This is a genomic window from Dokdonia sp. Dokd-P16, assembly GCF_003095655.1.
GTDB lineage: Bacteria > Bacteroidota > Bacteroidia > Flavobacteriales > Flavobacteriaceae > Dokdonia.
Genome location: NZ_CP029151.1, coordinates 1,034,114 through 1,049,323 on the forward strand (window position 1 = coordinate 1,034,114; position 15,210 = coordinate 1,049,323).

Consider the following 15,210-nt stretch of genomic DNA (forward strand, 5'->3'; position numbering starts at 1 on the left):
AAAAAAGAAAAATTATGAAACGAAACATTAAACTAAATGCAACCCGCTTCATAGCGGGAGCATTTATGATCGGAGCGCTGGCTACATCGTGTACTGATCTAGAAATCGAAAGCACAGATTCGGTAATTACTGGAGAAAGTTTTAACGGAGTACTTGAACCTACATCTTTTTTAGATAATATGTTTAATACTCTCAATGGGCAAATAGGAGATCAAGCAAACATCTTTGCACTTCAAGAAGTGACAACCGATGCGGCGATTATCCCGACAAGAGGTTCTGACTGGGGAGATAATGGTATCTGGAGACAATTACACCAACATAACTGGCTAACTACACACCAATTTATTCAAACGGCCTTTTTACAATGGAACACGACGCACTTTCAAGCTGCCCAGGTTCTTTCTGACTTATCTGTTAACGCTACAGCAGAGGACCGTGCAAATGCATACTTCTTAAGAGCGCTAGGAATGTGGTTTGTTCTTGATAACTGGGGTCAAGTACCTGTGCGTGATCCTGAACTTTCTTTATTTGAAGACCCTATCGTACTAAGAGGTGCTGAAGCAGTTGATCAAATTGTCTCTGATTTAAATCAAGCAATTGAACAACTTCCTGCTGGCGCTCCAATGACAAATAACAATAGGCCAAATAAGGCTGCTGCAAGGTATTTACTAGCTAAAGTACTCCTTAATAAGCACATTTATTTAGATACTGAAGCTGCAAGTGCAGACATGAATCAAGTAATATCTCTTGTAGATCAAATTAACGGAGAAGGTTACGACTTACAAGAAGGTTATTTTGATCTCTTCCGTGATTCTGGAGATAATGAGACTATCTGGTTCTTAGGAGCTGGTGTAAGTAACAGAATATGGAATGGACTTCACTACGCGCAAACTAGTGAGCGTGACAACACCGGTGGTGGGTGGAATGGATTTGCTACTTTATCTTCTTATTACGACCTTTTTGAAGGAGATCCAGAAATTAATGAAGAAGGAAGCGGTCAAGAGGAACGCAGAGGTGTAGTACCTACATCTGGTGAGCCTATTGGAGCATGTGATGGATGTACTGACAATAACGGAGATGGTATTGCAGATGCTTCACATATTGGTCTTGGATTCTTAATAGGACAACAATACGGTGCAGATGGAACACCACTTGAGGATAGAGCTGGAGCTCCTTTAACTTTTAAAAGAGATTTCCAGGATGGAGATGGTAACTCAAGTCTTATCAATAATGATGAAACCACAGGTATACGTTTACAGAAGTATGCTGCTCGTTATGGATCTTTCAATACTCACGAGATTTTCTTTAGATATGCAGATGCACACCTTATGAAGGCAGAAGCACTTTTCCGATCTGGAGGAGATGCTACACCATTAGTAAATGAACTTCGTGTATTAAGAGGAGCTACTCCACTTGGCTCTGTAGGAGCTCAAGAACTTATAGACGAGAGAGGACGCGAATTATATGCAGAATTATGGAGACGTAATGACTTAATTAGATTTGGACAATTTACTGCAGACTGGGAACTTAAAGCTCCTGGAGCTGTAGGAGATGAGACTAGAAACCTCTTCCCTATTCCAGCAAGTCAGGTAACATTAAACCCTAATCTTACTCAAAATCCAGGCTACTAAACTTGGTAATTTAATTAGCTTAAAAGAGGGTTAGATAATATCTAGCCCTCTTTTTATATATACAACTTAGACGTACATCATCTTGAAACAGGTTTTTACATTCATAGCTTTAATGTTCTTCATATTTTCATGTAAGAACAAAAAAACAGATGCAAGATTTACACTTAAAACAGATTCAGGAATCACATTCATAAATGACTTATCTCCTGACTCAGATTTAAATATCTTAAACTACCTCTACTATAATAACGGAGCAGGTGTAGCCACTGGAGATTTTGATAATGATGGATTAATAGATATTTACTTTACTTCAAATCAAGGACCTGATAAGCTATATCACAATCAAGCTAATCTCACTTTCAAAGATATTACAGCACAAGCTAGCATCTCTAATGATACTGGCTGGACCACAGGTGTAACTACCGTAGACATAAACAACGATGGCTTATTAGATATCTATATATCCAAAGTAGCTGGTCACCTCAAGCTTGAAGGACATAATCTTCTTTATGTTAATCAAGGTCTCAAAAATGGCCAACTTACCTTTAAAGAGGAATCAAAAAAATACCAATTAAATCTATCTGGATTATTTACCCAATCTGCATTTTTTGATTATGATAATGATGGTGATCTCGACGCCTATATTATGGGGCATTCGTTATATCCCAATGCATATTTTGGACGTGGAAGTCAGCGTACAAAAATAGATAGTATTAATGGCGACAAACTATTAGAGAATCGAGATGGTGTTTTTATAGACGTTTCCGCGAAAGCGAATATATTTTCATCTAGAATAGGTTACGGACTGGGACTTGCCATAAGCGACATAAACAATGATGGTTATCCTGACATTTATATAGGTAATGATTTCTTTGAAGACGACTATCTATACATAAATCAGACGGATGGAACATTTAAGGAGGTAAACACTAGAGAAGGGAAACTAGGACACACTAGCCATTTTTCTATGGGTAATGATATTGCAGATGTCAATAATGATGGTCTTACCGATATTCTATCTGTAGATATGCTACCAGAAGATCTAAAAACTTTAAAATCATCTGGAACGGAATTTAATTTCCCTATTTTCCAAAATCAGTTACGTCAAGGATATCAACCTCAATTTATGCAAAACACCTTGCATATTAATCAAGGGAAAGAACAATTTTCTGAAACTGCTTTTCTAAGTGGTATTTCAAGTACAGAATGGAGCTGGTCTCCCCTACTAGCAGATTTTGATAACGATGGTGATAAAGACATCTATATCACCAATGGTATTGTGGGTGCAACAAATGATATGGATTTTATAAATTTTATATCAAATGAAAATATTCAAAAAAGAATAGGCAGTCGCATGACTGATAAAGAGCTTCCGCTATTAGAAGAAATTCCACAAAAGAAAACGTCCAATTATTTCTTCTCAAATAATGGTGATGGCACATTTAGGAACACCTCAAAGTCGTGGATAAAGAGTACTACCTCCTTTAGTAACGGAAGTAGTTATGCAGATTTAGATAACGATGGCGATCTAGATCTCATCGTAAATAACGTAAATGAACAAGCGTATCTCCTAGAAAACAGAACCCAACAATTAAAAGATAGTGTGCATTATCTAAAAATTCGTTTTAAAGGATCTCCACAAAATACCTTGGGTATAGGAGCAAAAGTTCATGCATACACCTCAACAGACTATCAATATTTTGAAAACTATACTACGAGAGGCTACTTGTCTTCTATTGCGCCCGAGTTATCAATTGGTTTAGGAGAACACAAGAGTATCGATTCGCTCACTGTTATATGGCCGGACGGTAAACTACAAACTTTACAAAATATAAAAGCAGATCAACTAATCACACTTTCTTCTATTGCATCTTCTAAGGTTCCTTTTACAAAAAGAGAGCATATAAAAGAACAAAAAACGGATAGCCTTATCCCATTTAAACATCAAGATAACGCAACACTAGAATTCAGCAGAAATCCACTTGTGCCTTATGCATCTACTAATCTAGGTAAAGCTATTGCAACAGGAGATTTAAATAACGATGGACTTGATGATATAATCGCTCTGGGTTCAAAAAAGCAACAATCCACTACTTATATTCAAAAACCTTCAGGTACCTTTAGAGAACTAAAACTTCCTAAGAGCAAGGAGCATCAAATACATGAGGACATTAATGCTGTCATTGCAGATGTAAATGGTGATTCTTTCAACGACTTAATTATGGTAAGCGGTGGAAATGAAATAAAATCTGGTAAACCCCTTCACCCGCGGTTATATATTAACAATGGAACATCATTCACCTATGATGAAGCTGCATTTTCAGATATAGCAGTAAATGCGTCTACCGTAAAAACCATAGATATCGATAATGATGGAGATCTTGATATATCTATAACGAGTGATGTGGTTCCTCAACAATTTGGCACAACTCCACTCCAATATATTCTTGAGAATAATGGAAAAGGTGTTTTTAAGGATGTAACTGCACAATACAGCACTTCTTTTCAGCGTATAGGAAACGTGCGAGATATTCAATGGATAGATATAGATAATAATGGATATGAGGATGCCGTGGTTATAGGTCACTGGATGTCTCCTGTAATTTTTCTTAATGATGGAACTAAGCTTACAAAACAAGATAATAATGGATTAGAAGCGTCTACAGGGTGGTTCAATTCATTGAAAGTAGCAGATTTTGATAATGATGGAGATTTAGATATCATTGCTGGGAACTGGGGACTTAATTCAAGGCTTACTGCTTCTGCAAATCAACCGTTACAGTTTTATATTCAGGACTTTGATAGTAATGGAAGCTTAGACCCTATTGTAACATATTATTATCAAGGAGAAGAAACTACGATTGCAACAAAGGATGAACTCGTAAAACAGCTACCTCAACTTAATAAGAAATATTTATCTTATAACGCTTTCGCGAAAGCGAGATTTAAAGAAATACTACCTGAAGACAAATTGAAAGAAGCTCAAGTAAAATCTATCACAACACTTGCCTCCATGTATTTTGAGAATGATGGAGACAATAGATTTACAGCACATGAGCTACCACTACTTTCTCAAATCTCATCTGTACATGACATCCTAGTAGATGATGTAAATGATGATGGATACAAAGATGTATTGTTAGTGGGTAATGATTATGAAATAAGTACTCAAATAGGAAGACTAGATGGGTCACAAGGTGTTCTCCTTATCAATGATAAAAAGGGCTTCTTCCGCATAGAAAAACAACCAAAATTTAATATTTTAGGAGCCTCTAGGAGTATACAAACAATTACTATTTCTGGAACCACCTATTACCTTATAGGAAGGAATAATGACACCCCATTATTCATAAAAAAAGACGATTAAACTTTATGGAAACACTACAAAAATATGGGCTTTTATTAATAGTCCTTCCCCTATTATTACTTTCTTGTGATGAGCAGTTTAGCACAAGCCAAAAGAAAGAGAGTGATACATTATTTACAGAGATGTCCTCGGACAGCACAGGAATCAATTTTATAAATAGCATTAAAAATGAATCCGACTTCAACATTTTTAAATACCGAAACTTCTATAATGGCGGTGGTGTTGCCATAGGTGACATCAACAATGACGGTCTAGCCGATATTTATCTCACGGCAAATATGGGTAAGAATAAACTCTTCTTAAATAAAGGAGATTTTAAATTTGAAGATATTTCAGCATATGCTGGAATTGAAGGTAACAAGCCTTGGTCTACAGGAGTAACAATGGCAGATGTAAATGCAGATGGACTTCTTGATATTTATGTAAGTAACGCAGGAAACCTCGAAGAAGATAGTCATGATAATGATTTATACATAAACAATGGCGACCTCACCTTTACTGAAAAAGCAAAGGAATATAACCTAGCGACTTCAGGATTTTCAACCCAAGCTTCCTTTTTTGATTATGATAAAGATGGAGATCTTGATGTATATATCCTTAACAATAGTAACGTACCTGTAAATAGCCTTGGTAATAAAGGACAGCGTGATAAACGCGCTCAAGATTGGGCAAATGTAAATGAAGACATACGCGGCGTAGGAGACTTACTAATGCGTAATGATGGTGGAGTATTTACAGACGTAAGTGAAGAGGCAGGTATTTATGGTTCGTTGATAGGCTTTGGACTGGGTGTCGTAGTTACTGATATTAACCAAGATTTATGGCCAGACATTTACATCTCAAATGATTTCTTTGAGCGTGACTATTTATACATCAACAATCAAGATGGAACATTTACAGAAGAAATAAAAGAATGGACCTCTCACTTATCACTGTCGGCGATGGGAATTGATATTTCTGATATAAATAACGATGGTTTACAAGATATTTTTATCACCGATATGTTGCCCGAAAATGAGCAACGTGTTAAGTCTGTTATGGAGTTTGATGGGTACAATATTTACAAGCGCAAGCAACGTGATGATTTTTACCAGCAGTTTATACAGAATACATTACAAATAAATAATGGTAATGGTTCATTTTCTGAAACTGCATATCATAGTGGAGTGAATGCTACAGACTGGAGTTGGTCTGGACTCGTATTTGACATGGATAATGATGGTTACAGAGATATTTATGTTACAAATGGTATAAATCATGACCTAACAGATCTTGACTTTGTAGACTTCTTTGCAAATGAACTTATAAGAAGTAAAGCTAATGGCAAAACACATCCTGTAGATTCTATTATAAATAAGATGCCAATCAAACCGCTGGCAAATTATGCGTATCACAATCAAAAAGACATCACGTTTAAAAATAAATCTAAGGATTGGGGACTTGCTACACCAAGCATGAGTAATGGTGCAGCCCATGCAGATCTTGATAATGATGGTGACTTAGACATTGTGGTCAATAATGTAAATATGCCTTCCTTTGTGTACCGCAACAACACGAAGGTTGATAAAGATCACAACTATATTAAACTCACTTTTAAAGGAAGTGACAAAAACAAGTTTGCCGTAGGCACCACAGTAAGGCTATACCACAATAATCTTTCTGTATTGCAAGAACTTATACCCTCTCGCGGATTCCAATCATCTATGGATCATGATATGACTATAGGACTAGGAAGCTCTACAACCATAGACTCACTTCGCGTGATATGGCCTAATGACAAAACACAATTCTTAACAAATGTAAAAGCAAACCAAACACTTAGGTTATCAATTACAGATGCTTCTGAAACATATATCCCTGTAAAAAAGAATAAGCCTACATTACTTAAGGAAATTACAAACCCTACACTCATTGCTCACAAAGAGAATAATTATAGTGACTTTGATTTTGAGGGACTCATTGCCAAAAAACTTTCTCAAGAAGGTCCTGCAATTGCAATAGGAGATATAGATAATGATGGCAATGACGATATCTTCATAGGTGGGGCCAAAGGGCAAACTAGCATGCTCTATCTTCATAAAGGGAAAGGTAATCTTGTCCCATCTAGTAAAATTACTTTTGAAAAAGCTGCATTATTTGAAGACACAGCAGCCACTTTTGTAGATGTAAATAATGACGGCTTTTTAGATCTTATTGTATCCACTGGAGGTGGTCAAGTGGATGCGGAGGCTTACTATATTTCTAGACTTTACATAAATAACGGCAATGGAACTTTTAAAGACGCACGTAGTTTACCATCTGCACATCAAAGTGCATCTGTAATTGCATCTAACGACATTGATGGCGATGGAGATATCGATTTATTTATTGGTAGTAGAAGCGTCGCAGGTGTTTATGGTATTGACCCACCGCACGTAATCTTAATTAATGATGGAAAAGGGAATTTCACTAAAGACAATGTGTTATCTAAGCAGCTCAACCCTGCTGGAATGGTAACAGACGCGCTATGGTTAGATCTTGATGGTGACAACAACAAAGAATTAATAACGGTTTCAGACTGGGGAACTCCTACCGCATTTAAAGTCACAAGCGAGTCCATTAAACTTATAGATACTGGACTATCATCTTATGCAGGATGGTGGAATGCTATACAAAGCGCAGATCTGGACAATGATGGCGACTTAGACCTTATACTTGGTAATGATGGAACAAATGTGCATTACAAACCAGGAAGTGACGGCCCGCTTAAAATGTTTATCACAGACTTTGATGGAAATGGTACGATAGAACAAATCACAACCTACTCAGAAGATGGCAAAGACTTTCCAATACATCAAAAGAGCGAAATTACATCACAAATAGTTTCTCTCAAAAAAAGAAATCTGAAAGCATCAGATTATGCAAGGAGATCTATTGATGAGCTTTTTTCCGAAGATATCTTAGCTAATGCAATTGTAAAAGAAGTCAACACTGCCGAAACAATAATTTCAATAAACGAAGGAAATGGAAACTTTACCATGAAAGCATTACCTACCCGAGTACAACTATCTTGTGTTTGTGGTATTACGTGTACAGATGTAAACAATGACGGTAATCTTGATATTTTAATGGGAGGTAATAATTTTGAATTCAAACCTCAGTACTCCCAACTTGACGCTGGATATGCTCATGTGTTACTAGGTGATGGTAAAGCAAATTTTGAATGGCAAAATTACACAGACACCGGATTCTTTGTTCGCGAAGAAATGAAACATCTAAAGTCATTTAAAGATGCTCAAGGCAATGTATTTCTTGTAGCAGCAATTAATGATGGAAAACCTAGAATCTTCACTGCAAATAAATAATTCATGAAGTGGGGAGTTCTATTAGTTCTGTGTTATCTGCTCACTGGTTGTACTAATCAACCAGCACAAGAAGCGCCTGCATTATTTTTAAACCCTACAAGCACGAGTACTGGAATCACTTTTTCAAACAATCTCACAGAAACAGACAGTCTCAATATACTCGACTACTTGTACTTCTATAATGGTGGTGGCACTGCTGTAGGAGATATTAACAATGACGGGTTGCCAGACATCTATCTCTCTGGAAACCAAGTAAAAAATAAGCTCTACCTCAATAATGGCGACCTTACATTTAATGATATCTCGGCTAGTGCTGGCGTAGAAGGCAAAAGCTCTTGGAGTACTGGTGCAATAATGTTTGACGCAAACTCAGATGGACTGTTAGATATCTATGTGCGTGCCGTAGTAGGCATAAATGATTTCCAGGGACACGACGAGCTCTTTATAAATAATGGCGATAAGACCTTTACAGAGCGTGCTGCAGAGTTTGGCCTTGCTTTTCAAAATTATGGAACCACTGCCGCCGTTCTTGATTATGATAAAGATGGTGATCTCGACTTATATATACTCAACCATGCGGTACATACAGAATCCTCATTTGGACATGCCGATTTACGCCTAGAACGCAACGAATTTACGGGAGACAAGCTTCTTAGAAATGACGGAAATACCTTTACAGATGTCAGTGAAGAAATGGGCATTTATGGCGGTATTAATGGTTATGGGCTCGGTATTTCTATTGCAGATTTTAATCAGGATGGTTATCCAGATATTTACGTAGGTAATGATTTTCATGAGGATGACTATTACTATATCAATAAAGGAGGATTACGCTTTCGCGAAAGCTTAAAAGAGCAATTCCCACATACCTCAAGATTTTCAATGGGTAATGACGTAGCCGATATTAATCATGATGGTTTTCCTGATCTCATGTCGCTAGATATGTTACCAGAAGACGAGAACGTCCTAAAGGCATCCGAAGGTGATGATAATATACAGACACAGAAACTGCGTACAGAACGTTTTGGTTACCACTACCAGTTTACTCGTAATATGTTATTTATAAATCAGCCAGGGTATCAATTTCAAGAACGAGCGCTCTCCTCTGGAGTTGCTGTGACAGACTGGAGTTGGAGTGCTCTCTTTGCAGATTTTAATCAAGATGGTAATCAAGACTTATTTATTTCAAATGGTATCCCAAAACGCCCTAATAATCTTGATTTTATTAATTTCATTTCTAGCGGTAAGATTCAAAACAGGCTCAACGAGACTAGGCTTTTAGATAACGAAGCTCTTAATCTTATGCCTAACGGTGCTTCACATAATTATGTCTACCAAGGAAGTAAAGACCTCGTATTTACAGACCAATCTGGAGTATGGATTGACAAAAAACCTACGGTGTCTGGCGCATCTGCGCTTGCAGATCTTGATAATGATGGAGATCTTGATGTCGTTGTTAATAACATCAATCAAGAGGCAACTATCTACGTGAACCAAACTGATACTACCGCAACCTACCTAAAATTAAAATTTGAGTATTCTAAGGATAATTCGCTAGGTATAGGCACTAAGGTTTTTGCATATCAAAATGGAGCCTTACAATATAAAGAATTATACACTGCACAAGGATTTCAGGCATCCTCTGAGCCTATTGTTCACTTTGGTTTTAAAAAGAATACTTCAATAGACTCACTTCGTATTATTTGGCCAGATAACAAGCAGCAAGTGCTATACGATATCCCTACAAATCAAACATTATCCTTATCACCAAAAAATACAACCGCTTTTGACTATAGTTCGCTTCAAATAAAAAGCAAGCCGCTATTTACTAAAGTAGCAGGAAATCTAGGTATAGACTATGTACACAAGGAGGATGCCTATATAGATTTTAACAGGCAGCAATTAATACCTTATCAGATATCTGACCGTGGTCCTGCAACGACAATTGGTGATATAAATGGTGATGGTATTGAAGACGTCTACTTTGGAAGTTCTAAGTTTACACCTTCAGCCGTGTATACTGGAGGAAATAACGCTTTCGCGAAAGCGTACTCAGCCCCACTAAAATCTCTTTCAAAAACTGAAGATGTCGCGGCTACTATCATAAATAATGAAATTATTATAGGTACAGCAGGAGGTGATTTTTCTGAAGTGAACGAGGCTTTAGAAAACTATTATTTAAAAGTATCAGACACCTTAACCTTGGAGATGTCAGGCATACGAGCTAACACCTCAATCATTATCGCAAGCGACTATGATCAAGATGGAGATGAAGATTTATTTGTAGGCAATTATGCCGTTACGGGTGACTTTGGAAAAGTTCCTGCATCGTTTCTTTTAAAGAATGATGGAGGTAAGTTTGTCAAAGATCAAGACAACCCTCTAGGCAAGATAGGCATGGTTACAGATGCCGTCTGGACAGATTTAAATAACGATGGCGCCGAAGATTTAATTGTCATAGGAGAATGGATGCAGCCACTTTTTTACAAAAATGAAGATGGCATTCTTAACAAAGAAGAAGTACTAGACGCTACGCTCAATGGTTTATGGCAAAGAATACAACCGTTTGATATGGATCATGATGGTGATATGGATTACCTTCTTGGCAACTGGGGAACAAACAGTAAGTTTACAGCATCTCCAGCGTTTCCCATGACAATGTATTATTCAGACTTTGATAATAATGGGCAAACAGAAACTGTTGTTACTACGGCAAAAGAAGGAAACTACTACCCTATTCAAAATCTTCAAGAGCTAGGAGCTCAACTTGTATTTCTCAAAAAGAAATATGCAAATAATAATGACTTTGCTGGAGATACCGTGTCCCAAATTTTTGGAGAAAGAGCACTCAATACCGCTCAGCGATTTGAAGTAAACACCTTAGCCTCCGGATATTTAAAAAATGAAAAAGGAATTTTTACTTTTGTACCTTTCACTGGTGAATTGCAAGTAGCGCCTATTATGGATTTCGTGGTTCACGACTTTAATGGCGATGGCCGCGAGGAAGCACTGGCTGGAGGAAATTATTTTGGCACAAAACCATATCACGGCAGGCTAGATTCATTTTCTGGGGCACTCATAGCATCCGAAAATAAAGTAACTTTAGGATATGAACTAGGTCTAGATTTTGCACAAAAATCCATAAGACATTTAAACATTATAACCGTTAACAATATCTCATACTTGCTCGTAACCTTCAATAACGAAGCCGCACAAGTTTATAACATACAAATCCCTGATTAATGAAAACAGCATACCACTTTCTTATAGTTGTCCTTATTACTGCATGCATCACTTCTTGCGCGTCAAAAGATGAGCCTATTGTCATTACTCCAGAGCACTTTCATAATGCAATAGATAAGGTTACCGAGGTTATTATACATGACATTTTCTCACCACCTGTTGCGAGTCGTATTTATGCGTATCCTAATATTGCAGCTTATGAAATACTAGCCGTAAATGATACTCAATTTAACTCTCTTTCTGGACAGCTAGCAGGCCTTAAAAGTATTCCAACTCCATTAAAGGACGCGACTATAAACTTTGAACTTGCAGCACTCGTTGCTCACATGGAAATGAGCAAGCGTCTCATATTTTCTGAGCAAGAAATTGAGACATATAGAGATAGCCTATACACAACATGGAAAGAGAGTAATGAGGATGTTTTTATACAGTCTCGAGATTATGGGCTAGAAGTAGCAGGCCATATCGCACAATGGATGGACGGTGATAACTATAAACAGACGCGCACAATGCCAAAGTTTTCTGTGTATGCAGATGAGCCTTCTCGCTGGCAGCCTACGCCTCCAGCATACATGGACGGCATAGAACCTCACTGGAATAAAATAAGACCATTTACACTTACATCTGCAGACCAATTTAAGCCTGTACCACCACCTGCTTTCTCACTAGAAGAAGATTCAGATTTTTATAAGGAGCTTAAAGAGGTTTATGACATAAGCAAGCAAATCACAAAAGATGGTGACACCTCAGAAGAGATTGCGATTGCTCAGTTTTGGGATTGTAATCCATACGTATCTGTAACTCGTGGTCACTTAATGTTTGCTACCAAGAAGATTACTCCTGGAGGTCACTGGATAGGTATTACAAAGATTGCTTCAAAGAAGGCAGGTTTTGATGTAATGAATACATTACATGCCTATGCAAAAACATCTATCGCCATGAACGATGCGTTTATCTCTTGCTGGGATGAAAAATATCGATCTAACCTGATACGCCCAGAAACACTAATCAACAATCACATAGACGACTCGTGGAAACCTATATTACAAACGCCTCCGTTTCCTGAGTATGTGAGTGGACACTCTGTAGTATCTGGTGCGGCATCTGAGACATTGACTAGCATTTTTGGCGATGACTTTTCTTTTGATGATGATACAGAAATAGCATACGGACTTCCGGTGCGTAGCTTCACATCTTTTAAAGCCGCGGCTGAGGAAGCTGCTGTGAGCCGTATGTATGGAGGAATACACTATCGTGCTGCAGTAGCAATAGGACTAGACCAAGGCAAAAAGCTAGGACAGTTTGTTGTCTCTACACTCGAGATGAAAAATGAAACAATGGTTGCAACTAACTAAGGTTCGAAATGATGAAAAAAGTTATAGCGCTATTATTTATTATCTTAATTGCAGTTGCAGGCTGGTACTTCTTTTTAAAACCAGGAGACTTTACTGCAAAAATAAAAGCCAAAGGAAACCTAGGAACCATCGAGCAATCTATAAAAAACTGGAACGAACGAGCTCTAATTACTGATGTAAAAATAGGAGAGGAAAATATCCAACTTACACAAGAGTTCACAAGGCAAGACTCCACTCATATCTATGAGTGGAATATAGTTAAAATACACGACTCGCTTTCTGAGATTACTGTACACGTAACAGATCCTACACATTCAATAAGCAATCGTTTGCATAGTGTTTTTAAGACTACAGATTTTAAGAAAAGTGCGACGGCAACGGTTTTAGAATTTAATGAACTACTACAAGATCACTTAGACAGAATTACAGTAACTATAATAGGTGAAGAAGAGTTACCAGCAAAGTTTTATGCCTACACAACTTTAGAGGGGTTACAAATTCTCAAAGCAGGCGGAATGATGCGTGACATAAACCACCTCCAAGGCACGATGGCATCTTATGACATAGCACTTGATGGCCGTCCATTTGTACAAATAACAGACTGGAACCGCGAGACAGATAGTATAAAATATCACTTTGCTTTCCCTATAATTGAGCGTGACTCGCTCCCGCAAGTAAAAGATATAAAGTATGGATCAAGACCGGCCACAAAAGCTATTAAAGCTATCTATAATGGCAATTATATCACTTCAGATCGCGCTTGGTATGCCTTACTTAATTATGCAAAAAGCAATAACATCAGAGTAGACCCAAAGCCAACTGAAGTATTTTATAATAATCCTAACATGGGTGGAGACGAGAGCAATTGGAAAACAGAAATCTACATGCCGATAATAAACTAGTATGTCTAACTTTTTTGATGACCAAGATTTTGAATCCATAGATTTTACCTTACAATCCTTTAAAAAAGGTGAGTATGACAATTGCACATTTACAGACTGTAACTTTGAAAATCTTCATGTCTCAAATACAAGCTTTCTAGAATGTACATTCATAGATTGTAACCTTACTAATGTAAAATTTGGCGGCACCACTCTCAATCAAGTTATATTCGATTCGTGCAAGTTATTAGGCGCAGATTTCAGCGTTTGCCAGCCATTTATGTTAGATATACGCTTTCGCGAAAGCATACTACAGCTAGCAAATTTCACACAATTACCTTTAAAAGGAACATCTTTTACTTCTTGCCAAGTTACCGAGGTAGATTTTACTAGTGCAGATTTATCGCAGGCCACATTTACTGGATCAACATTGAGTAAAACCATCTTTGACAATACAAATCTTACTAAAGCAGATTTCATAGGGGCAATCGACTTTACTATTGACACTACAAATAACAATATGAAAGGTGCTATATTTTCTAAAGACAACTTGGAAGGACTCGTAACACACTTACAACTCAATCTTAAGTGAGATTTGTAATACAGAAAAGGGGGTAAATGCCCCTACTAAAAAGCTATCCCTCAAACTATATTTACATCAATAATCAATGAGGGATTAAATTGGGGGATTTATAAACTCATATGGCCACACTAACGTGTGGCTTTTTATTTTATGTACCTTAGTTATGGAAAAACACAACTATGCGTAACATACTTTTTGGTGCAATACTCACCTTACTTATTGTCTTTGGCTTACGTTATTGCGAGCATACTCAAAATGAGAAAGAACAGCTGCGAGCAAATACCGCTCTTATAGAAAAACAAATTAAAAATGTAGGTAAGCTTATTGTTACAGAAGGTAACTATGCACAAGTTTTCACCTATGAAGATTCAAAAAAGTTCTATGTAGATGTACTTTCTGCTACAAAAAAGGCACTAGTGATAGTAAATGCCGAAGCAACCATTGCCTACGATCTTTCTAAGGTTACTACAGAAATTGATGAGGTCACAAAAACTGTAAGCATTACCTATATCCCAGAACCTGAGTTGAAAATTAATCCTAATATAGAATATTACGATGTGCAGCAGGACTACCTCAACCAGTTTAATGCTCGAGATTATAATATCATAAAATCACGCGTACAAAAAGGACTTGAGAAGGAAATTAAAAATTCTACCTTGTACACAAATGCACAAAACAGACTCATCTCGGAGCTGTCTAAAATTTATCTCCTTACTAGTTCGCTAGAATGGACGCTAGAATATAATGGCAATATTATAGATGAAGCACACCCTATTAAACCTTAACAAACTAGTTTTATTAAATAA

At 37.2% G+C, this 15,210-nt stretch carries 8 protein-coding genes; all 8 read left to right on the forward strand.

Annotation, left to right across the window (positions count from 1 at the left end; genetic code table 11):
• Positions 1 to 14 precede the first annotated feature (14 nt).
• Positions 15 to 1,631 carry a RagB/SusD family nutrient uptake outer membrane protein gene (locus tag DCS32_RS04705; RefSeq protein WP_108879238.1) on the forward strand — a complete coding sequence of 539 codons (1,617 nt, stop codon included), beginning with the start codon at positions 15 to 17 and terminating at the stop codon, positions 1,629 to 1,631.
• A 112-nt stretch (positions 1,632 to 1,743) separates the two neighbouring features.
• Positions 1,744 to 4,998, forward strand: coding sequence for a VCBS repeat-containing protein (locus tag DCS32_RS04710; protein WP_108877214.1), 3,255 nt, complete (start codon positions 1,744 to 1,746; stop codon positions 4,996 to 4,998).
• A gap of 5 nt (positions 4,999 to 5,003) precedes the next feature.
• A complete protein-coding gene (locus tag DCS32_RS04715; protein ID WP_108877215.1) occupies positions 5,004 to 8,342 on the forward strand; it encodes a VCBS repeat-containing protein in 3,339 nt (1,112 codons plus the stop codon).
• Positions 8,343 to 8,345: 3 nt separating this feature from the next.
• On the forward strand, positions 8,346 to 11,585 hold the full coding sequence (locus tag DCS32_RS04720) for a VCBS repeat-containing protein (protein ID WP_108877216.1): 3,240 nt from the start codon (positions 8,346 to 8,348) through the stop codon (positions 11,583 to 11,585).
• Positions 11,585 to 12,940 (forward strand): vanadium-dependent haloperoxidase, encoded by a 1,356-nt coding sequence (locus DCS32_RS04725; RefSeq protein WP_108877217.1) that lies wholly within the window; start codon positions 11,585 to 11,587, stop codon positions 12,938 to 12,940. Before DCS32_RS04720 ends, DCS32_RS04725 begins: the two co-directional genes overlap by 1 nt.
• 8 nt (positions 12,941 to 12,948) lie before the next feature.
• Positions 12,949 to 13,842, forward strand: coding sequence for a GyrI-like domain-containing protein (locus DCS32_RS04730; protein ID WP_108877218.1), 894 nt, complete (start codon positions 12,949 to 12,951; stop codon positions 13,840 to 13,842).
• A gap of 1 nt (position 13,843) precedes the next feature.
• A complete protein-coding gene (locus DCS32_RS04735) occupies positions 13,844 to 14,413 on the forward strand; it encodes a pentapeptide repeat-containing protein (protein WP_108877219.1) in 570 nt (189 codons plus the stop codon).
• A gap of 170 nt (positions 14,414 to 14,583) precedes the next feature.
• Entirely contained in the window at positions 14,584 to 15,189 is a 606-nt protein-coding gene (locus DCS32_RS04740; protein ID WP_108877220.1) for a DUF4230 domain-containing protein, read from the forward strand.
• Positions 15,190 to 15,210: the final 21 nt, after the last annotated feature.

Coding starts and splice junctions, on each gene's coding strand:
- DCS32_RS04705 (WP_108879238.1), top strand. CDS start 15: ATGAAACGAAACATTAAACTAAATGCAACCCGCTTCATAGCGGGAGCA.
- DCS32_RS04710 (WP_108877214.1), top strand. CDS start 1,744: ATGTTCTTCATATTTTCATGTAAGAACAAAAAAACAGATGCAAGATTT.
- DCS32_RS04715 (WP_108877215.1), top strand. CDS start 5,004: ATGGAAACACTACAAAAATATGGGCTTTTATTAATAGTCCTTCCCCTA.
- DCS32_RS04720 (WP_108877216.1), top strand. CDS start 8,346: ATGAAGTGGGGAGTTCTATTAGTTCTGTGTTATCTGCTCACTGGTTGT.
- DCS32_RS04725 (WP_108877217.1), top strand. CDS start 11,585: ATGAAAACAGCATACCACTTTCTTATAGTTGTCCTTATTACTGCATGC.
- DCS32_RS04730 (WP_108877218.1), top strand. CDS start 12,949: ATGATGAAAAAAGTTATAGCGCTATTATTTATTATCTTAATTGCAGTT.
- DCS32_RS04735 (WP_108877219.1), top strand. CDS start 13,844: ATGTCTAACTTTTTTGATGACCAAGATTTTGAATCCATAGATTTTACC.
- DCS32_RS04740 (WP_108877220.1), top strand. CDS start 14,584: ATGCGTAACATACTTTTTGGTGCAATACTCACCTTACTTATTGTCTTT.